We start from the raw sequence: 21142 nt of genomic DNA, 5'->3' as shown, positions 1-21142 counted from the left end.
TCGTTAACGGGTGTTATGTCGGGCAAACCGTTAGATAATGTTCGCTTTCAGCGTGACGGCAGCGATGTATATGTGTTTATTCCTGCATCTCAAGACACCGTCAAAGCTGAGCATCTCAAACAGGCTTTTCAACTGTCTGAGTTTGCGAGTGCGCAACTGTTCGACCGCAGTGGTTTTGAACTGATTGCCAAACACTTTAACGAATGGCGCAAACAACGAGAACGTGACGATACCAGCAATTACAGCGAAGCTGTCGCCCAGCTAATTGATGCGCAAATTAGCATTACAATTGATGACGACGACATGCAGGCAGTGGCCGAAGTAACCTCTGCCTGGGGCGGAGAGCCTATTACACGCCCCAAACTTCTGGCCGAGTTGAAGCAGCATGGCATTTCCACTGGTATTCAGCGACCCGCTATCAATCAAATTTTACAACACTGTATCGAAGCACCGCCCGGCACGACCGTAGAAGTAGTTGTTGCGCGCGGTAAACTCCCCAAAAATGGTCGTAACGCGCGTTTTCAGCAACTGGTAGAAGATGCCCGACAACGCATTCTGCGCCCGCAGGAACGCGATGACGGTACCGTTGATATGCGCGATCTTGGCAAACAAATTACCGTTAACGAAGGCGATGAGCTAATGCGCCGCCTGCCACCCGAAGGCGGCCGCGAAGGCATTACGGTCAAAGGCGTAAAACTGCCTGCCGAGGGTGGTGAGGACCAACAGTTGACGCCCGGCGAAGGCAGTCAGATATCCGACTCTGATCCGGATTTGTTAATAGCCACAAAAGTAGGCATGCCCTGGTTTACTCATAACTCGGCTAATGTCGATGACGTTTTAACGCTTAAGTCGGTTGATGTATCCACCGGCCATGTTGACTTCAAAGGTTCGGTTATTGTTTCCGGTAGCGTTACCGAGGGTATGCGTGTTACCGCCAGCGGCGACATTACAGTGGCTGGGTATGTCGACTCGGCTGAGCTTAATGCCGGTGGCAATATTACCGTGCGCAAGGGCTGCATTGGCCACATATCTAAAGAAGACGAGCAGCTAGTGCTGGATAACGAGCACTTTATCCCGACCTTATCCAGTAAATTATCGGCCGCCGGTAATATTTGGTGTGCCTATGCTCAGTATGCCTATTTAGAGAGCGGTTTAGGTATTATTGTTGATAAACAGCTCACTCATTGCCATGTCATCACATCCGGTCCGGCGGAAATAGGCGGCGATGACAAGCAGGCGCGGGGCAAGATCATCGGTGGCACCTTCGAAACCTGCGCGCCAATATTTGCCGGGCAATTAGGAGCTCGTGCGGGGACCCGCACACGGTTTATTTTATCGCCGCCGCCACCGGACGACAGCACCCTCGACGCACTCGATTCGTTGACTGAGAACTTTAAAGCCACCATGGCAAAAATGAAACGGTTAAAAGTTGGGTTGGGACGCTGCAATGCGCTTGAAGACGAGCAAATGCGTATTAAGCACAGCCGCACGTTAATTAATGCCATCCGCGTTGAGCACAATAAGCTACAAGCCATAAAAGACGATATTGCCGTTATTAAGGCGTCGGTTGATAACCACCCAACACTGCGTGTCATTGCTGCAAAAGAGGTTTTTCCTGGTGTTAAGTTTGTTCATCAAAATAAAAATCTGCAGATGAAAGAGCACCGGGGTGGTACACTATTCATGCTGCAAGATCATCAACTCAGAATGGATATATTACGTTAACTTATGCCGCAAAACAGTACCTCTGAAGCCGTGGCCAAACTGCTTCAACGCCAGCCTCAGCACCCCTGGAACACACTCGATAACGACAAAAAACTACTGGTTGTTAACCCCGACGGTAACGCGCTGACATTTTTGACTGCAGATGCCTGGTGTTTTCATGCAGGTCATGCAAGCTATTGGCCGCAGGCATTCTGCCAGGCGCTTCCGCCACGCCTCGAAGCATACGGGGGCGTTATGTTGGTGGTCGCCAAAGAACAGGCATTGAATCAGTATATTCTTCGTTGTTTGGCCGCGTTACCCGCAACTACACCAATATGGCTGGTTGGGGAAAAACGCGGTGGCATTAATTCTTTAGTCAAACGCCTTCCGGAAAGCTTCAGCAGCGCAACTAAGCTGGCGGTAGGCAACCACTGCCAATTATTCCAAACAGAGGTAGTGGCATCATTACCACCGTTAACCGACGATACCGAGCTACTAGCACTGGCCGATGACATCACTGTTATCCTGCCGGAGCGACAGTTTTCGCTTAAGAGTCTGCCGGGCGTGTTTAGTCGGCAACGCGTGGATGCGGGCACTCAACTGCTGTTAGAGGCACTACCACAACAACTGCCAACGCCGATTTTGGACTTTGCCTGTGGTAACGGGGTTATTGCAAAAACATTACATGAGCGGCAACAGCCGCAGTTGTATGCGTGCGACGTTAATCCGTTAGCTATCGTGGCAACGGCGATAAACCTCAGCGGTGCCAATGCAGAAATATTTTTAGCTGACGGGTTGCCGGAACTACCGCAGGCGGTTGGCTGTATTGTCAGTAACCCTCCTTTCCACACCGGCCTGAAGACAGATTATACCATTGCCCGCGAGTTTATCACTGCCGCCTATAGTAGGTTAAAGCGCCATGGTGAACTGTATCTGGTTGCCAACAGTTTTTTACCCTGGCCCGAGGTTATCGAGCGTACCTTTGGTCATTGTCGGCAAATTACGCACAACAATCGTTTTACCGTTTATTACGCTAAACGCAATTAAACGTAAATTAATCGATTGACGTCACTTAACGACTGTACAAATTTTAACGATTTGATAACATATAGATATTCAGTCTTCAGCGAGTTGTTGTGACGCGCATGCAATCGATTTCCCTAAAACGCGGTCTTATCGTTGTGGTTTTGTTAGTGACCGCGATAGCCCTAGGTATCGGTTTTACCATCAACGTTTTTAGCCAGGTTAATCAATATCAGGAGTCGATGTTAGCGCGGGTTACCTCCTATGCAAAAATCGTCGCTGGTAATGCGCGTGAAAGCGTTGCGCTGGATGATAACAGTAACGAAACACGCCGATTAGCTACTCTGGCTAACAGCCAGTTTGTGCAACACGTTCATATTTACCGGCTGGAACCGACAAGCGGCGAACTGAGCTTTTTTGCCAGTTATAATAAAGAGGGATTAGCCCCAATCCCGGCCAAGTTTTCCAAAATAGAGCAGCTGAGCCAGGCTCAAATCAATGCCGACTTTATGGAAGTAGCCGAACCGATTTTGTTGGATAATTCGGTAATCGGTTACGTGTATTTGCGTGGTTCTACCAACGAAATCCGCTTATTTATGTGGCGTTCAATAGGCGTAGCGGTGCTGGTTTTTCTGGTCACCCTAATCGCCTGTTGGATTGCTACCATCCGTTTAAGGCGCGGTATTACTCAACCACTAGAGCATATCGTTGATATTGCCAGCCAAATAGCCCGGGATAAAAACTACACACTAAGGATTCCCGACTCCCGCGTCGATGAGTTTAACGATCTGGGGCAATCTCTTAATATCATGTTGGATCGGGTACAGCACCAAATCGAACGCCAGCGTCGCGCAGAGCAAGAGGCCAGCCAATTAAACGCAGAACTCGAGCAGCAAGTAACACAACGCACCAAAGCACTGCGGGAATCTAATCAGGAGTTACTCGCGACTCTGGAACAGCTACACCAGTACCAGGGACAACTGGTCGAGTCCGAGAAGATGGCGTCGCTCGGCGATATGGTTGCCGGTATAGCACACGAAGTTAACACCCCCATCGGCTTATCCGTAACTGCATCGACACTGTTACAGGACAAGCTCGCCGTTATGCAGGAAAAGTTTAACGAGAAACGCATATCAACCAATGAGTTTGCGCGTTTTTTGGGAGACTGCGACGAAAACCTTGCCATCATTTACCGCAACGTTAATCGCGCTGCTGAACTTATTACCAGCTTTAAGCAGGTTGCCGTCGACCAATCTTCAGAAGTTGACCGAACCATTGAAATTCACAACTTTATGCGTGATGTATTGACCTCGGTTAAGCCGCGTCGTCTGGATATTGAGAAGTTCCCGATTCAGGTGCATGCCGCAGATAATTTAGAGGTGATGACTAAGCCCGGTCCATTAAACCAAATCCTGATTAATTTGATCGTAAATTCGATGGTACATGGCTTTGACGGCAAAACATCGGGCCATATCGAAATCAATTTTGAGCTTATTGATGATGATTTGGAAATTACCTACCGCGACGATGGTAATGGTGTGCCCTTCGATATTCGTAAAAAGATTTTCGACCCCTTTGTAACTACTAAACGTGGCGCAGGCGGCAGTGGCCTTGGTTTGCATTTAGCTTATAACCTGGTGACGCAGGTATTAGGGGGTAACATTCACTTCTTTAGCGAAGAACAACAGGGCGTCGAGTTTATCGTGCGTTTTCCGGTAACCGTAGTTAATGCGCCGGCAAGCTTGAAAAATTTTGAACAAAAGTCATAATATAGCGTCAATATTTGTACATCTTTTCTTATAAGCGCTGAATTATAATAATTTGCCAGGAACGCGGAACGCTATGAACGCCAGACTATTGATTGTGGAAGATGAGGTTGTTACCCGCCAGACGTTAACCCGCCTTTTCCAACAGGAAGATTACGAAGTATTTGATGCAGCCGATGGCTTGCAAATGGAAAACATCATGCGTCAGGAACGCATCGATGTCGTTATTATGGATGTTAACTTACCCGGCAAAAATGGCCTGGAGTTAGCAGAGTCATTGCGTGAACGTGATAATATCGGGCTAATATTTTTGACCGGTCGGGATAGCGAAGACGACCGCTTATTAGCACTGGAATTAGGCGCCGACGATTACTTGATTAAACCTTATAATCCGAAAGAGCTGACCATTCGGGTGCGCAATCTATGTCGACGCATCGAAGCATCACGGAACAGCAATCCAGTCGAAACCAACAGCGTGCAGTTTCACTTTCATGGTTGGCGCCTGAATAGCGACAGTCGTTGTCTTTATTCTCCCGAGAACCAAATGTTCCGGTTGCCAAAAAGCGAATACCGCGCGCTCGAGCTGTTTTTAACTAATCCGGGTCGAATTCTGGATCGTGAAACCTTGGTTAAGCGTATGTTGGACCGTGAATTACGACCCAACGATCGTACTGTCGATGTAGCAATCCGTCGCATTCGTCGCCATTTCGAGTCACATCCGGATACACCTAACCTAATCACCACCATTCATGGTGAAGGTTACCGCTTTATTGGCGAGGTTTCTCAGGAAGCTCAGTGAGCTTCCTGTTCTATCCACTGTTGCAGTTGTTGCCGGTGCGGAATAACCGAATCGGCCCATTCAATCAGTAAACGTTCAGCCTGTGGCCACTCCCAGCTTTCCTTTTCCAGCTGTTCCATCAATTTGGCAAGCTGGACTAAACCAACCGAATTACACGCACCCTTGACCTTGTGTGCCTGACTTCGTAATTGCTCTTCATTCTTTTCTTTAGCCGCCTGATGCAACAAATTGGCATAGCTCTGAATGATCTGATCAAAGGTCGTCAGCGTCGCGTTAAGGCCATCTGTGCCTAAGCTATCGTGATATTGTGTTAGTAATTGTGTGTCGAGGACGCTGTCCTGTGTCATTTGATTCGCTCCGTTACAATCCAAAACTCTATCGTGTGCGTAATCCTTGATTCAGTCAACCGATACTGTTAATCGGTTAAATCTGATTAAATTTTGTGTTCGGGAATGAAATGATCCCAGCATCTACGATATACTAGCGGATTCGACATTTATGCTTGATACAGTTAAAAACAATCGGAGTTCTAAACGAATGCCTAATAGCATGCCCGACGTAGCCAATCACAGCCAGGCACAAACAGAAGGAACCCTGGACTGGGTTGGCATGAGCAACATTGAAGTGCCTCTTATGGTCGCTGCTTCTGACGCCGCCGAGCGTCCGGTGGCCGCGCACGTAGAGGCATTCGTTAATTTAAAAGATCCGAAGACCAAAGGCATTCACATGTCGCGGCTGTATTTGCTGCTGGATCAATTATCAACTGAAGGTGAGTTAAGTCACGCATCGTTAAAGCAGTTACTGCGCGACTTTATCGACAGCCACAGCGATATTAGCGACCAGGCGTTTATTAAGTTTGATTTTGAATATCACTTGCGCCGTGAGTCACTTATCAGTCGCAAGAAGGGCTGGAAGGCTTACCCGGTAAGTTTAACCGGCCGTTACGATGCCGGCCGCTTGTCGCTGGAACTGTCGGTAGACGTACCCTATTCATCGACTTGCCCCTGTTCAGCTGCGCTCGCACGCCAGCTCATTCAGGAAGCCTTCGTCGATAAGTTTGCCGATAAAGAAGTGATCGACAAAGCCACCATGCATGAATGGCTGGGTTCAACCGAAGGTATCGTGGCTACGCCGCATAGCCAGCGGTCAACGGCTGAAGTTAAAGTTAAACTGGCGGAAGATCTGGAAGAGTTCCCGATAGTAGCTTTGATTGACGCGGTAGAAGGCGCCCTCAAAACACCTGTGCAAGCAGCGGTTAAACGCGAAGACGAGCAGGAATTTGCACGCCTCAACGGCCAGAACCTGATGTTCTGCGAAGATGCCTCGCGTCGGCTTAAACACCAGTTGAACCAAATGGCGATCTTTAAAGATTTCTGGTTGCGGGTAAATCACTACGAATCGTTGCACGCCCACGACGCCGTTGCTATTGCCACTAAAGGCGTTGATAGCGGTTATCGGGCGTAGCAGGCGCTTCGCGCGGGATAGGGCCTGCGGCCGGGATAGGCTCGCTGCGCTCGCGGTGTAGCTTGCTGCCTACACCGGCCGCAGGCCCCAAACCGCGAGGGCGCAGCCCGAAGCCTAAACCCGCCGAAGGCGCTCAACCGCGAGCGCAGCGAGCCCAATTGGCACATCCTTTGCATTAGTTTTGACACGAAGTTTGTTGTGTCAATTTTTTGCCGAGGTGAGTTATGGAAATCGTGTTGTTACTCTTTGTCGTGGTCTTAATTGCGGTGGCAATGATCGCCAGCCGTATGTCAGAGAACTACGCCCCCTACCCCTATAAACTCAAAGATGTCAGCTTGTGCACGCCGCAGGAAGCACAATTTATGACACTCCTCACTAAAGCCGTAGGTGATGACTTTCGAATATTTACCAAAGTCCGCCTGAGCGATATTGTCGCCGTTAAAAAAGGCGTTTCGGGTAGTGTGCAAAAAGATGCACAGAACAAAGCCAACCAACGTATTTTGGATTATGTTTTGTGTGACGTTGACACCATGACCGTCAAAGCCGTTATCGAATTAGAACCAGCCAGCAGTAATCTACAGCAGCAAAAGCGTAATCTGTTTTTGAAAAACACACTGGCAGCCGCCGGGCTTCCGTTTTTACGCTTTAAAGCCAAGCCTGGATATCGTGTGGCTGACTTGCATGATTACATTCATGGCAAAATTCGCCAGGCAGAACATATCCGCGCGGCCGTGCCTAAAACGCAGCAGAGCCCCGACAGCGGCAGTGAACAGGGTAATAAACAACACTCGCCTATTGCCGCCTAACGTTAGCTTGGGCAAACTAAGGTCATGAACACGCATGACCTTTACACATTACTAATCTCCAGCCCCATACTAGCGCTCATTGCGCTAGCGCTTGAACGCTGGTTACCCTGGCCGGAGCAATGGCACCCGCTGCCAATGTTCCGGCTATTTGCACAATATCTGCAAACTAAAGTCAATAAACCAGGCTACTCCCCGGAGCAACAGCGCTTTGCCGGCGCCATGGCCGTGGTGATGCTGTTATTTATCAGTCTGGTGCCTACTGCAATTGTGGTGTATGCCGCCGATTTTTCAGAAATCCTCGGCGCCTTGGTGTTGCTGGCTTGTTTGCGCCGTCAGCACTACCTGAAACTACTGAACAAAGTCGACGCATTAGCGTTAAAACAACAAAAACGAGCGGCGCGCGCACTGCTTGCGCGCATCGATTACCGCGACACCGATCAGTTAAGTGTGCATGGGTTAGTCAAAGCAACCGCAGAGCTTCGCGCAGTCAGTATTATTCACCATCGATGGGCGCCGATCCTAGCTTGGCTACTGGGCGGTCCGATATTGGCGTTGGCTCTGCGCCTGATTAGTGAACTCTACACCTTATGGCCTATCAGTGTTTCGCGCTACCGCACTTTTGGTTTGCCGGCACGCGCTGCCTACGTGCTGTTGATTGGTCCGGTTACGTTGTTACTCACTGTTACTGCGCTATTGATAGCCGCCTTTAGCAACGCTCGTCCAGCTGAGCCGATTAAAAACAGCCGCGCCTGGGTTTGGCCAACCGGCAAATGGCTGGACAGCCTGAGTCGTTGTCACGATATTGCCTTAGGTGGGCCAATTAAGGTGCAGGGTACCCGCATAGAACGGCAACGCTTTGCCGGGCGCGCACCTGAGCAACACAACGCACAATTTAGACGCGCTATAGCTCGCTGGCACGGCTATCTAATACTGCTACTAATTGTCGCCGTATTGCTGTTGTTCATTTATCGACCCTGAGCCTGACTTCGTATATACTGTGCGCCCTAATTAGCAACCACAATTCGTTATGAAAACCATTGACGTAATCGGCATTGGAAATGCCTTGGTAGATCAAGAGTTTGAAGTCTCTGACGCCTTTTTAAAACAACACAGTCTGGAAAAGGGCATGATGGCCCTAATCGAAGAAGACGACCAAAATAAGCTAATTGCCGAGCTCAGCAAACTGGGTGAGCTCAAAAAACAATGCGGCGGTGGCTCAGCAGCAAATTCGTTGGTGGCTTTCGCCCAGTTTGGCGGTAGTGCCTTTTATTGTTGTAAAGTAGCTGACGACGAAGCGGGTCAATTTTATCGCCAAGATCTAGAACAGGTCGGCATTCGTACTAACCTCGAAACGCAGCAAAACCCGGGTACCACGGGTCGATGCCTGGTGATGGTAACGCCGGATGCCGAGCGCACCATGCGCACGCATCTCGGTATTACCGCGGATTTATCCGTCGACGAACTGGATGAAGAAGCCATTGCAGCGTCAGAGTATCTGTATATTGAAGGTTATCTGATTACCTCTGAGATCGCGCGTGGTGCGATTAAACGGGCTAAGCAGATAGCACGGGAAAATAATACCAAGTTGGTAATGACCTGTTCTGACCCAGCCATGGTTAAGTATTTTCGCGACGGTATCGAAGATATCCTCGACGGTGGCGTCGACTTAATGTTCTGTAATCGCGAAGAAGCTGAGTTACTAACCGGCGAAAGCGATGCAGAAGCTGCTGCTAAAGCCTTGTTGGCACAGGCAAAAACCGTTGCCATTACGTTAGGTAAAGATGGTGCGTTGATTATGGATCAGCAGCGCCAGGTACATATTCCCGGGGTAGAAGTTAAAGCAATTGACACAAACGGTGCCGGTGACATGTTTGCAGGTGCGATGTTATATGGCCTGACCAAAGGTCTGTCGCTGGCAGACGCTGGCCGTTTGGCAAGTCATGCCGCGGCAGAGCTGGTGACCGAGTTTGGTGCGCGATTAAGTAAAGCTCGCCAGCAACAATTGCTTGAACGCTTATTTTAACCGGACACATTACAGAGTGAGATGACACTATGAGTTTGAATGATCCGAAGCACACTGATTTTAAAGTAGCTGACATTAATTTGGCTGAGTACGGACGCAAAGAGATCGCTATCGCCGAGTCAGAAATGCCGGCACTAATGACGATTCGTCGCAAGTATGCCGATAGCAAGCCGTTGCAAGGCGCGCGCATCATTGGTTGTATTCACATGACCATTCAAACCGCGGTGCTTATCGAGACGCTACTGGAACTGGGCGCAGAAGTGCGCTGGTCTTCCTGCAATATCTTTTCGACTCAGGATCACGCCGCCGCTGCCATGGCTGCCCGCGGTGTTCCTGTGTTTGCCTGGAAAGGTGAAACCGAGGAAGAATATGAATGGTGCCTGGAGCAAACCTGTCATAAAGATGGCGAGCTATGGGACGCTAACATGATTTTGGATGACGGCGGTGACTTAACCCTGATGATCCATGAGAAATTTCCGCAAATGCTGGAAAAAATCCATGGTATTACCGAAGAAACCACGACCGGTGTGCATCGCCTATTAGACATGCTGGAAAAAGGCACATTGCGGGTTCCGGCTATTAACGTTAATGATTCAGTCACTAAGTCTAAAAACGACAACAAGTACGGTTGCCGTCACTCACTGAATGATGCCATTAAACGTTCTACTGACCACCTGATGTCGGGTAAAAAAGCCTTAGTCATTGGCTATGGCGACGTCGGTAAAGGCTCTGCCGCGAGCTTGCGTCAGGAAGGTATGATTGTAAAAGTTACCGAAATCGATCCAATTTGCGCGATGCAGGCATGCATGGACGGCTATGAGGTTGTCTCACCTTACCTGGATGGTGTTAATAAAGGCGACGGCAGCAATATTAATACCGCACTGTTGCAAAACACCGATTTGCTGGTCACTACCACTGGTAATATGAACGTCTGTGACCGCTATATGCTGGCGGCGCTTAAATCATCAGCGGTAGTATGTAATATCGGTCACTTTGATAACGAAATTGATACTAAATACATGCGCGATAACTGGCGCTGGGAAGAAATCAAACCGCAGGTACACAAAATCTACCGTTCAGATGACGATGCAGATTATCTGCTATTGTTAGCTGAAGGCCGTTTGGTCAACCTGGGTAACGCAACCGGGCATCCGAGTCGCATCATGGATGGTTCATTTGCTAACCAAGTATTAGCTCAACTGCATTTGTTTGGTCAAAAATATGCTGACATGAGTCTGGAACAGCAAAAAGAATACCTGCGCGTTGAAGTACTACCGAAGCAGCTGGACGAAGAAGTTGCGCGCTACATGGTGCAAGGCTTTGGCGGCGTAGTAACGCGTTTAACAGCAGACCAGGCCGATTATATTCACGTGAATGTAGACGGTCCGTTTAAAACTGACGAGTACCGCTACTAATGGCGGGTGACGTCATTTATCGCACAATAACGGCTGCCGATTCGGCGGCCGTTATTGATTTAGCGAACCAAGTTCACGGTGATAACTACCTTAGCGAAGAGTCACTAGCCGCTTTATTAGCTGGTGGTACGGTAGCCGATGTTAAATTAAACTGGCTTGCCGAACGTGACGGCGAGGTGCTTGGCGTTCGACTAACCCTGGCTCCCGGTAACTGGCCCGTTGACGACGCCTGCACGACAACAAAATGGCCCTTTTCAGCTACACAAATGTGTTACTTCAAGTGCGCTGCGGTGAGTGAGCGCGCACGTGGCCTGGGTATTGGTAAGCAGCTACTGCAATGCAGTATAGACGCCGCTAAACAACTTGGCTGTAAGGCCGGATTAGCCCATATTTGGCTGCAAAGCCCGCAAAACAGTGCCTATGAATACTTTAGCCGCTGCGGTGGTGTGTTGATTTCTACCCACCCTGACCGCTGGTTGCAAGCCTCGTTAGAGGACGGTTACTACTGCCCGGTTTGCGACGGCACCTGCCGTTGTGAAGCGGGTGAGATGATTTTAGTATTTGAGGGTCAGTAGTATGTATGATCCGCTTGCCGACCAACAGTTACGCACCCATCAGCCCCGTGTTGACAGTTACTGGCAAGCGCATACCCCCGTTGAATGGCCGCAATGCGGCGAGCTACCCGCGCATACCGATGTCTTAGTGATTGGCGCTGGCTATACCGGCCTCAATGCCGCTCAGACTATAGCCGGTAAATACCAGCGTGAGGTGACGGTTATCGATGCTAATGCATTGGCATGGGGATGCTCCAGTCGTAATGCCGGCTTTGTAATGAAAAGCACCGGTCGCTTAGGGCTATCCCAGTGGGCAAATAAGTTCGGTACCGCTATGGCGGAAAACATTGCCGCAGAACATGAGCTTGCTCATCAGCGTATCCGTCAGCACATTGATGCAACACCCTCGCGCTGCGATCAGCAATCGGGCGGCTACATTAAACTTGCCCACCGCGCGCAGGCGGTACCGGCCTTAGACCAGCAATACCAAACGCTGACCGCCTTTAAGCAACCAGTCAGTTGGTTAACAGCTGAAGAATTACCGCAGCTGGTCAACAGCCAACACGCCTTTGCCGGCCTTAAGTTTGACGACTGTTTTACGGTAAATCCGTTAAAGCTGGCAGCGGCGTCAGCAAAGGCTGCGGCTGATGCGGGTGCAACACTGGTTGAAAATTGCAGTGCCGAATCTATTACACGACTGGCGGCTGGCTGGCGGGTAAAAACCTCGATGGGCGTGGTAGAGTGTAATAAATTATTAGTCTGCACCAATGCTTACACGGCCAATACCTTGTTCGGCCCGTTAACCGGTCGTTCTTTGCCGGTTTTGTCGAGTATTATCACTACCCCGCCATTAACCGAAGAACAATTGCAGCAAACCCATCTAACCCCGCAACACGCCTTTATGGATACGCGTACCCTCAAGTATTACTTTAGGCTGTTACCGGATAACCGCTTATTAATGGGCGGGCGCGGTGCTATTCGTGGCCGCAATGCCAATGACCCGTTTTATGCACAACACCTGCTCAATGCGTTAAAAAGCTCATTCCCTGCTTTGGCAGATATTAAACAATGGCAACATTTTTGGAGTGGTTGGGTCAGTGTGTCGCTGGATGACTACCCGCGAGTTGGGGCCGTCGCCGACAATGCCTATGCAGCCATGGGCTACTGCGGTGCCGGCGTTAGCTTCTCGGCACTTGCAGGGCAACGCCTGGCAGAAGCTGCAATGGGCGATAAGTTACCGGACCTGCCCTATTACAAAACCCCGCTTAAGCGCTTCCCCTTTGCACCGTTGCGCCGCATAGGACAATGGGCGTTCTACCATTATGCCCGGATGACCGAGTAGCGTGCGCACAATGCGCACGTTACAACCCCAGCTCTGGTAGCGTGCGCATTATGCGCACGTTAACAGGTTAAAGCCCGAACACCGTTTTTTCACTTTTCAGCATGCGCGCAATGGCCTGGCCAATAACTAACGCCAATGCAATGGTCGCTAATGCGCTAACACCGGTGCCTAACCAATTAATCGCCTCGCCGCGGATGAGCGATAAAAATGTTTGATGCTGTCCCGTAAGCGGCAAGTAATAAAGTATTGGCGTTTTTAAACGCGCAAATTCAACGCCAAAAGAAGCCGCCATGGGAATAATCAACAAAAAGCTAATATAGGTTTGTGCCTCTTTAAAGTTCTTCGCCCTAAACGATACAAAAAGCTGTAAGGTCGTTGCCAGCAATGCAAGCGGGATCAATAAAACGAACATCAACAGCATCATTGGTAGGCCAAAGCTGACACTCATGCCAATGTCCTGCAGCGGCACAAAATTAAAAATAATGGGGATCAGTATTAATGACAATGCGGCGCCGAAGATCGCGAAGCTAGCTGCCGCAAGAGTTTTACCCCAGACAATGGATTGTGTACTTAACGGCTGTGAAAGCAGGAACTCGAGCGAGTTACGCTCCCGCTCGCCGGCGCTGATATCGATAGCCACATTCATACCGGACCAGAACACCGATAAAATAATAAAAACCAGCACACTACCCAGTATTAACGCCGCTTTTGAGCCACGCGTAGCCAGGTCGTTTTTATTCAGCTGAATGGGTTGTATGACGCGCGGGTCAATCCCACGCAAAACCAGTCGATAATGCGTGATCTGCGCGGCATAACCCTGAATTGCGCGTTCTACGCGTTTAATATCACTTTGCTGCTTCTGTGCTGACCAATCGGCTTTTAATACCAAGTCGATGGGCTCTGCACGCTGCATTTTCTCATCCCATTGCGCAGGAATCGTTAACGAAATCGGCGTAACCGTATCCGGCCAGGGGCTGGCCCGTTCGGTAATCCCCATCCGTTGCAAGTGTTGTATCAACTCGGGCGCATTGTCTTTGCCTTCAATGCTAATCTCAACGTCAGAAGGGTCGGTCAATTGATTAATCAAAAAGAAAAACGCAACCGCCATCAACATGGGTCCGAAGAACGCGTATGACATAGCCGCCAATACAGACCGCTTATCGCGTAGCGCATCTTTAAATTCTTTGCGCCATATGAGTGTCGTCATCGTCATTACGCTGCAATCCCCTCATCGCTACCGATAATTTTTACAAACGCCTCTTCCAGAGCGCTCTCGCCGGTTAATTCACATAGTTCGTCAGGCGTTCCTTCAGCGGCCACCTTACCTTTTGCCATAACCACCACCCGGTCGCATAATGCGGCCACTTCTTGCATGACGTGGCTGGAGAATAAAATGCAGGTGCCTTGCGCGCGTTGTTCGCGCAGGATATCGCGCAGGATGCGGGTACTCATTACATCCAGACCGCGGCTGGGTTCATCGAGAATAAGGTGTTTAGGATCGTGAACCAATGCCTGCGCCAATGCCACTTTCATACGCTGACCCTGCGAGAAACCTGCTGACTTACGGTTGGCCAATTCAACAATATCCAGTTGCTCAATCACTTGCGCTACCCGCTGCTCCAGCTTTTCACCGGCTAAGCCATGTAGTTGCGCAAAGTAAGCAATCTGTTCGCGCACGGTCAGGCGTTCGTAGAGACCAAATTTATCGGGGAATATACCGATCTGTCGACGAGCCTGAATCGGCTGTTGATTAGCATCGATGCCGTTAATCAACGCCTGTCCCTGTTGCGCCTGTAACAGTCCATAGATAATTCTCAGACAGGTGGTTTTACCGGCGCCGTTAGGGCCGAGCAGCCCGGTAATTTGGCCATCAGGAGCACTGAATGTAAGCGAGTTAAGTGCGTTTACGTCCTTAAAGCTTTTACTTAATTGCTTTACCTCAATCATTACAGTCCCTCGCCATTAACGTTAAGTACAAATGGCTGGGCGACGCGTTTTTTCAGGCACTCACCCGATAAGTCCTGCACGCTACCGGCTTCAATAAAGTCAGCAATAATTTTGTTCGCACAGGTATGGCTGGCGATAGTGTGGCTGGCATGTTCAGCAACAAAATGCGCGCTGTTAGTTAAGGTACGGGCTGCGATATCTCCCCAGCGCGGCGGTGTAACAGGATCCTGAGTCCCTGACAGTAACAATACCGGCTTGTCGGACTCAACCGGTGCTGCCCATTCTGCTGCTACAGCATCAGCTGGCCAGGCTTTACACAATGCCTGAAACGCTTCGCCGGTGCGTCCACCGATAAAGTCGTTGTTGGCGTCCTGTGCCAGTAGCTGGGCATCGGCGCGTGGTAAGTCTTCGCTACATAACACAGACAACATTAAGCCCAGGTAAATTGAATTTTGCGCAGCAACAGTCGTGCTGCCCATTAGCCCCAGAACCGGCTGAAAATTTCCGGCAGCGGCCTCATTAATAGTAAAAGGCAATAACTGACGCGTCATCGGGCTATATAGCGCTAAGCGAATAATCGAGCTAAAGCGGCCAGATGACAGCAGGATATCCGTAGGTTGGTTAGTTAGCGGGTCGTTGATCTGTAACCGCTGCGGCTGTTCGTCTAACGCTTGCATCACCTGCTGGTAGTCGTTTTTAACGTTAGGGAAGCGTTGCTCACAGCGCAGTTGTTGATTGCAGTCTTCAACTAACTTGTTAAATGCCAGGCTCGCATGCAGTCCAAACGGGCCTATAACGACTTGTGGCGGCGCCACCGCATCCAGGGTTGCTGTGCGCACAGAGTCGGGATAGTGCTGCAGGTACTTTAAGCCGACGCGCGTGCCGTAAGAGCCGCCGTATAAATTAAACTGTTTGATGCCCAGATGTTCGCGTACCCGCTCAAAATCTTTAATGCTGTTTAGCGTGGTGTACTGTAAGGTGTCGGTATCTTCAAATTTTTGCAGACATCCAGCTGCCAGTTTTGTCAGGCTCTGCGCATCATCGGTTTGTAGCAGCTCATCGGCATGATCAACTTCACACTGTAATGGATTACTTTTGCCCGTACCGCGCTGATCAATCAACACAATATCGCGCGTTTTGCGCACCGGCTCAAAAATTTTCGCGATCATTGGCGTTAATTCAGTCGCAGCCTGCCCTGGCCCGCCTGCAAGAATTAACAACGGATCGCTCCGCTTACCCTCTGATATCGCCGGTAACACCGCGTAATGAATAGCTATCTGCTTACCATCAGCTTGGTTATAGTTTTCAGGAACCTTTACAAAACCGCAGTTTAAACGCTCATCAACACCGTTGATAAAACAAGGTTCGGCTGTTTCCTGAGAGGTTTCCTGGTTGGCTGAGGCCGTTACTGGAGTAACGCTGATGAGTAGCCCTAGTGCCACTAACCCCAGCGTCTCTAAATAGTGCCAAGCTGATCGCATTGTCATTCCCTGCTGTTACGCGTAAGAAACCTATGTTACTGCCCTTGTTGGGTTTAGCAATCAGTTTTATCCAGAAAAGTGTTAACAGATATTAATTTTTTAAAGATACAAAAAAGGGCTGCATGAGCAGCCCCTTTAATGCTTCTGGTGTGCTTTAGAATTAAAGGCCGGCGCGCTCTTTAATTGCTTGTGCGATAGGTGAACCACCGTGACCATTTGACTGTGCCCACTCGTAGTCACCTGAGTTTTTCAAATCATCAACAGCCAGACGACCAACCATAAACGTGCCTACGTCATTAGCGCCGTTTGACATAGCAAACTGCAACAAGCTTTGACCATTACATTGAATACCGGTGTATACGTCACGAATACGAACGCGCGAATCACGCAGTTTTTTACGCATACGCATGGTGTCATCACCCTGTACGTAAGTACAAAGACTTAAAGCCAATTCGTTAGCTTCTGCGTTCTTAGAAAATGTAACTCCGGTTGCCGCTACCGCTGCCATCACCGAGCCTAATAACAATGCTTTCATTTATGTGACCCCTATCACTAAACTGCTCAAATTTTCACCAGAATAATACTACGAATCAGTAGCTCTATCAACGGCAGATTTTTAACTAACCTGTTGATTTATTAACATTTAGTTAACGTTGTTTATCGAGAATTCGCGTAGTATAAGCCGGTATTTGAGTACTCTCAGCGGCAACTTCATGCCGCTCAACCTCACTCCACTCAGCTAATTGCTGGTAATCGGGGAAGTAAGTATCGCCAGCAACATTCAATTCGATTTCGGTAACATAAAGCCGATCGGCAAGCGGTAAAAAAGTTTCATAAATTTTTCCGCCACCAATCACCATCAGTTCATCAACTGGCTCCGCCGCGGCGATAGCCTGCTTAACTCCGGCCACCCAAACCACCTGTTCGTTCGGGTTTTGCGGCGGGTTTGTTCGACTCGATAGAATGATATTTTTGCGACCCGGCAACGGACGCCCCAACGACTCAAAAGTTTTACGACCCATAACAATTGGCTTACCCAGCGTAATTTTTTTGAAATATTTTAGCTCGCTGGGAATGTGCCAGGGCATTTTATTATCCTTGCCAATGACGCGGTTATTCGCCATGGCGGCCACTAAAGATATTTTCATTACCGCTCCTTTTAGACTCGCTGCGCTCGCGATTCAGGGCTTCGCCGGTGTGGGCTCGCTGCGCTCGCGGTTTAGGGCCTACGGCCGGGGTAGCGTGCTGCCTTCGACGCACGGGTTTCGGCTTCGCCGGTATGGGCTCGCTACGCTCGCGGTTTAAGGCCTACGGCCGGGGTAGCGTGCTGCCTTCGGCGCACGGGGTTAAGCTCGCGCCAAAGGCAGCGAGCTACACCGCGAGTGCGCAGCACGAGCCTACACCGCCCGCAGGGCCTACACCGCGAGCGCAGCGAGCCGCTGTTACCGCTCGTAAATCACTTCGACGTCGTAGTCGTCATCATCAAAGTCATCGTCGTCATCTTCGTCTTCTGCATCCTGCATCGCCTGTTCGTGGTAGGTATCCCACTTAAAGTCGACCGGGTCAGTCTCGGTTGCCTTTTCAGCTTCCTCGTGAGGTGACGGCATGGTTTCGATAAACGCCATAACGTCGCGGCACAGTTTATCCGTGTCGCGCCCTTCGAGCGCCGCAATTTGATATACCGGGCCGTCCCAATTGAGCTCTTTGACAAGTTCATCAACTAACTGCTGACGTTCTTCTTCTAATACCAGATCAATCTTATTAATTACCAGCCAGCGAGGTTTTTCTGCCAGTTTGGGACTGTACTTTTCCAGCTCATCGATAATGATGCGCGCTTGCTCGGCAGGATCACTCTCATCAAATGGCGCCAGATCCACCAGGTGCAATAACAAGCGGCAGCGTTCCAGATGCTTCAAAAATTGAATACCCAGCCCGGCACCTTCAGCAGCACCTTCAATTAAGCCGGGAATATCTGCGATAACGAAGCTTTGATGATTTGCAGGTCGCACCACGCCCAGATTTGGCACCAGGGTAGTAAATGGATAGTCAGCAACCTTGGGTTTAGCCGCCGAAACCGATCGAATAAAGGTCGATTTACCGGCATTAGGCATACCCAGCAGGCCGACATCGGCTAACAACATCAGTTCCAGCTTGAGCTGACGTACTTCGCCCGGTGTGCCATCGGTTTTTTGCCTTGGCGCACGATTAACGCTGCTTTTAAAGCGCGTGTTGCCGAGGCCGTGAAAGCCGCCTTTTGCAACCATCAGGCGCTGACCATGACGAGTAAGGTCGCCAAGTACCTCGCCGGTATCTTCATCGACAGCCCGGGTACCAGGCGGCACATACAAGGTAATGTCTTCACCGCGTTTGCCGGTGCAGTTTTTACCCATGCCATTTTGACCACGTTGCGCCCGGTGAAAACGCTCAAATCGATAATCGATGAGCGTGTTCAAGTTCTCATCGGCTTCCAGGTAAACGTCGCCCCCGTCGCCGCCGTCACCGCCGTCGGGACCACCTTTAGGGATATATTTTTCGCGGCGGAAGCTGATACAGCCATTACCACCGTCGCCCGCTTCAACGCGGATTTCTGCTTCATCGACAAATTTCATGAATACACTTACTTTGCTTGAATGCCCGGATAAAATCTTAGCACATATGAAAAAGCCCCGCCTGATATAGGCGGGGCTTAAAAATCAGACGCTCGCGCTGCAAGCGACTAGGCAACCTGCAAATTAATCAGAGATAACGCTGATAAATTTACGGTTTTTGTTACCTTTAGTTTCGAAAGAAACTTTACCTTCTGCAGTCGCGAACAAGGTGTGGTCTTTACCCATACCTACGTTGTCGCCTGCGTGGAATTTAGTACCACGTTGACGAACCAGGATGTTGCCTGCTAATACAGACTCACCACCGAAACGCTTAACACCGAGACGTTTACTCTCTGAGTCGCGACCGTTTTTAGTAGAACCACCAGCCTTTTTATGTGCCATGTCGTTACTCCTTAATTAGCTGTTGATACCAGTGATTTTCACTTCTGTGAACCACTGACGGTGACCTTGCTGACGACGCGAGTGCTTACGACGACGGAACTTGACGATTTTAACTTTATCGCCACGACCGTGATCGACAATCTCTGCCTTCACTTTGCCACCTGATACGAATGGCGCACCGATTTTTACATCGTTGTTACCATCTGAAACCATCAAAACCTGGTCGAACTCAACTACGTCTCCGGTAGCTGCTTCCAGTTTTTCCAGGCGGACGATTTGGCCTTCAGTCACACGGTGCTGCTTACCGCCACTTTGGAATACTGCGTACATAGTAATCTCCACTACCCTATTGGGTATCCAAATTTAAATCAGGGCGCGAATTGTACTTAAAACCAGAAATTAACGCAAGCGTTAATTTCCGCTTGTCGCGGCCTGCGGCCGCTCGCTGGGCAGCGCTTGCTTCGCCGCGCTTTGCTTGGCGGCCGTGCTCCGCACGCGCCTGCGGCGCGGCGAACCTCCTTGCGCCGCAGGCGCAAGTAACGGTGTTTAGCTGCAAGGCGCGGAGCGCCGCCAGGCAAGCGGGCGTAGCCCGCGCCAAGCAAGGCACGGCTTGCTCGTGCCGCCGAGCAAGCCGCCGCAGGCGGCGCCAAGCACTCCATTTTGCTCAGGAAATTCGGTTGACCGACAGATCCGCTAAAGAGAAGAGCGCTTGTTTGTAGTCAGACTCCGGAATACCTGCTAAAGCATCCTTTGCCTGTTGCACCGCCTCTAGTGCTTTTTCTTGGGTGTAGGTTAACGCGCCGGTTCTATGCATTGCCGTTAGCACGGTTTGCAAGTGCTCACGTCCGTCACCGTTTTCGATGGCTGCGCGAATCAGCTGCTGCTCGGTATCATTGCCATGCCACATGGCATAGAGAAGTGGTAAGGTTGGTTTGCCTTCAGCCAGGTCATCGCCGGCATTTTTGCCCATGGTTTCGGTTTCAGCCGTATAGTCCAGCAGGTCATCAACCAATTGGAATGCCGTGCCCAAGTAACGACCGTAATCGGCCATTGCTGCGGTAACATCGTCTGTTTGCCCGGTTAGTATTGCCGCGGTCTGTGTTGCCGCTTCAAATAGCTTCGCTGTCTTGCCGTAAATGACGTTAAAGTAGCGTTCTTCGGTGGTATCGGGATCGTTGCAATTCATCAACTGCAGAACCTCACCCTCGGCAATGATATTGGTCGCATCGGCCAGAATCTGCAAAATCGGCATCGATTCAACCTGAACCATCATCTGAAATGCGCGGGTATAAAGGAAGTCACCGACTAATACCGAGGCCTCGTTACCAAACACCGCATTAGCGGTTTTACGCCCGCGGCGTAACTCGGAATCATCCACAACATCATCGTGTAACAGAGTCGCTGTGTGAATAAACTCGATAATTGCAGCCAGTTTGAGGTGTTTATTACCGTTGTAATTCAGAGCTCGCGCGGCCAAAACGGTCAGTAAGGGACGCAGTCGTTTACCGCCGCTGTTGACGATATATAGACCGAGTTGATTAATGAGTGCGACGTCCGAGGTTAACTGTTCACCGATCAGCGCGTTGACGCCAAGCATATCGCTTTTGGCTAACGCGTTAATGGACTGCATATCCATCATAGCTATCTGTTTTTACATAATTTAACGGAAATGCCATGGTACAGGAAATTTTAACTTTGCGGTAGCCGGGCATAAAAAAACCGCGCATCAGCGCTAATGCTTGTCAGTTAAGCTAATGGCTAGCGGCTTTATAAGGCGACCGCATCGGATAACGTTGCGGTCGCCTTTTTATTGCACGAGGATAATGCC

At 49.9% G+C, this 21142-nt stretch carries 21 protein-coding genes; 11 read left to right on the top strand and 10 right to left on the bottom strand.

The window, feature by feature from the left end; genetic code table 11:
- Positions 1–15 precede the first annotated feature (15 nt).
- The 4 genes from DEU29_RS02120 (at position 16) to DEU29_RS02105 (ending at position 5292) form a co-directional block, all read left to right on the top strand.
- Complete coding sequence (locus DEU29_RS02120) at positions 16–1725, top strand: DUF342 domain-containing protein (RefSeq protein ID WP_133538598.1); 1710 nt, start codon at positions 16–18, stop codon at positions 1723–1725.
- A 3-nt stretch (positions 1726–1728) separates the two neighbouring features.
- Positions 1729–2751 carry a methyltransferase gene (locus DEU29_RS02115; protein ID WP_133538597.1) on the top strand — a complete coding sequence of 341 codons (1023 nt, stop codon included), beginning with the start codon at positions 1729–1731 and terminating at the stop codon, positions 2749–2751.
- Between the two features lie 98 nt (positions 2752–2849).
- Positions 2850–4496: a sensor histidine kinase gene (locus DEU29_RS02110; protein WP_133538596.1), complete on the top strand. Its 1647-nt coding sequence runs from the start codon at positions 2850–2852 to the stop codon at positions 4494–4496.
- A gap of 73 nt (positions 4497–4569) precedes the next feature.
- Positions 4570–5292, top strand: a complete 723-nt coding sequence (locus DEU29_RS02105) for a response regulator (RefSeq protein WP_208107595.1) — start codon at positions 4570–4572, stop codon at positions 5290–5292.
- Here DEU29_RS02105 and DEU29_RS02095 read toward each other — a convergent pair.
- Positions 5286–5639, bottom strand: a complete 354-nt coding sequence (locus tag DEU29_RS02095) for an Hpt domain-containing protein (protein ID WP_133538594.1) — start codon at positions 5637–5639, stop codon at positions 5286–5288. The two genes, DEU29_RS02105 and DEU29_RS02095, sit on opposite strands and share 7 nt — an antisense overlap.
- A 190-nt stretch (positions 5640–5829) precedes the next feature.
- Here DEU29_RS02095 and folE2 point away from each other — a divergent pair, with 190 nt between their 5' ends.
- From folE2 to DEU29_RS02060, 7 genes are all read left to right on the top strand, one after another.
- Positions 5830–6756: a GTP cyclohydrolase FolE2 gene (folE2, locus tag DEU29_RS02090; protein WP_133538593.1), complete on the top strand. Its 927-nt coding sequence runs from the start codon at positions 5830–5832 to the stop codon at positions 6754–6756.
- A 224-nt stretch (positions 6757–6980) separates the two neighbouring features.
- On the top strand, positions 6981–7562 hold the full coding sequence (locus tag DEU29_RS02085; protein WP_133538592.1) for a DUF2726 domain-containing protein: 582 nt from the start codon (positions 6981–6983) through the stop codon (positions 7560–7562).
- A gap of 24 nt (positions 7563–7586) precedes the next feature.
- On the top strand, positions 7587–8540 hold the full coding sequence (locus DEU29_RS02080) for a cobalamin biosynthesis protein (RefSeq protein ID WP_133538591.1): 954 nt from the start codon (positions 7587–7589) through the stop codon (positions 8538–8540).
- Positions 8541–8589: 49 nt separating this feature from the next.
- The gene (locus DEU29_RS02075) at positions 8590–9585 is read left to right on the top strand and encodes an adenosine kinase (RefSeq protein WP_133538590.1); all 996 of its coding nucleotides are present in this window, start codon (positions 8590–8592) and stop codon (positions 9583–9585) included.
- 29 nt (positions 9586–9614) lie between these two features.
- Positions 9615–11000 carry an adenosylhomocysteinase gene (ahcY, locus tag DEU29_RS02070; protein WP_133538589.1) on the top strand — a complete coding sequence of 462 codons (1386 nt, stop codon included), beginning with the start codon at positions 9615–9617 and terminating at the stop codon, positions 10998–11000.
- The gene (locus tag DEU29_RS02065; protein ID WP_133538588.1) at positions 11000–11575 is read left to right on the top strand and encodes a GNAT family N-acetyltransferase; all 576 of its coding nucleotides are present in this window, start codon (positions 11000–11002) and stop codon (positions 11573–11575) included. Before ahcY ends, DEU29_RS02065 begins: the two co-directional genes overlap by 1 nt.
- 1 nt (position 11576) lies before the next feature.
- Positions 11577–12896, top strand: coding sequence for an NAD(P)/FAD-dependent oxidoreductase (locus DEU29_RS02060; RefSeq protein WP_133538587.1), 1320 nt, complete (start codon positions 11577–11579; stop codon positions 12894–12896).
- A 67-nt stretch (positions 12897–12963) separates the two neighbouring features.
- On the opposite strand, the gene DEU29_RS02055 is transcribed toward DEU29_RS02060, so the two are convergent.
- The 9 genes from DEU29_RS02055 to ispB form a co-directional block, all read right to left on the bottom strand.
- Positions 12964–14109 (bottom strand): ABC transporter permease, encoded by a 1146-nt coding sequence (locus DEU29_RS02055; RefSeq protein WP_133538586.1) that lies wholly within the window; start codon positions 14107–14109, stop codon positions 12964–12966.
- The gene (locus DEU29_RS02050; protein ID WP_133538585.1) at positions 14109–14843 is read right to left on the bottom strand and encodes an ABC transporter ATP-binding protein; all 735 of its coding nucleotides are present in this window, start codon (positions 14841–14843) and stop codon (positions 14109–14111) included. The genes DEU29_RS02055 and DEU29_RS02050 overlap by 1 nt, the downstream gene beginning before the upstream one ends.
- The gene (locus tag DEU29_RS02045) at positions 14843–16324 is read right to left on the bottom strand and encodes an alpha/beta hydrolase (protein WP_133538584.1); all 1482 of its coding nucleotides are present in this window, start codon (positions 16322–16324) and stop codon (positions 14843–14845) included. The genes DEU29_RS02050 and DEU29_RS02045 overlap by 1 nt, the downstream gene beginning before the upstream one ends.
- A 160-nt stretch (positions 16325–16484) precedes the next feature.
- Entirely contained in the window at positions 16485–16859 is a 375-nt protein-coding gene (locus DEU29_RS02040; protein ID WP_133538583.1) for a DUF3718 domain-containing protein, read from the bottom strand.
- 112 nt (positions 16860–16971) lie between these two features.
- The gene (gene folA, locus DEU29_RS02035; protein ID WP_133538582.1) at positions 16972–17472 is read right to left on the bottom strand and encodes a type 3 dihydrofolate reductase; all 501 of its coding nucleotides are present in this window, start codon (positions 17470–17472) and stop codon (positions 16972–16974) included.
- 294 nt (positions 17473–17766) lie between these two features.
- A complete protein-coding gene (gene cgtA, locus DEU29_RS02030) occupies positions 17767–18933 on the bottom strand; it encodes an Obg family GTPase CgtA (RefSeq protein ID WP_133538581.1) in 1167 nt (388 codons plus the stop codon).
- 123 nt (positions 18934–19056) lie between these two features.
- On the bottom strand, positions 19057–19314 hold the full coding sequence (rpmA, locus tag DEU29_RS02025; RefSeq protein ID WP_133538580.1) for a 50S ribosomal protein L27: 258 nt from the start codon (positions 19312–19314) through the stop codon (positions 19057–19059).
- Positions 19315–19329: 15 nt separating this feature from the next.
- Positions 19330–19644, bottom strand: a complete 315-nt coding sequence (gene rplU / locus DEU29_RS02020) for a 50S ribosomal protein L21 (RefSeq protein WP_133538579.1) — start codon at positions 19642–19644, stop codon at positions 19330–19332.
- A gap of 334 nt (positions 19645–19978) precedes the next feature.
- On the bottom strand, positions 19979–20950 hold the full coding sequence (gene ispB, locus DEU29_RS02015; RefSeq protein WP_133538812.1) for an octaprenyl diphosphate synthase: 972 nt from the start codon (positions 20948–20950) through the stop codon (positions 19979–19981).
- Between the last annotated feature and the right edge of the window lie 192 nt (positions 20951–21142).

Origin of the sequence: Idiomarina aquatica (assembly GCF_004362895.1) — a bacterium.
In the GTDB taxonomy this organism is placed as follows: domain Bacteria; phylum Pseudomonadota; class Gammaproteobacteria; order Enterobacterales; family Alteromonadaceae; genus Idiomarina.
This window is presented reverse-complemented; position numbering and strand designations above follow the sequence as displayed.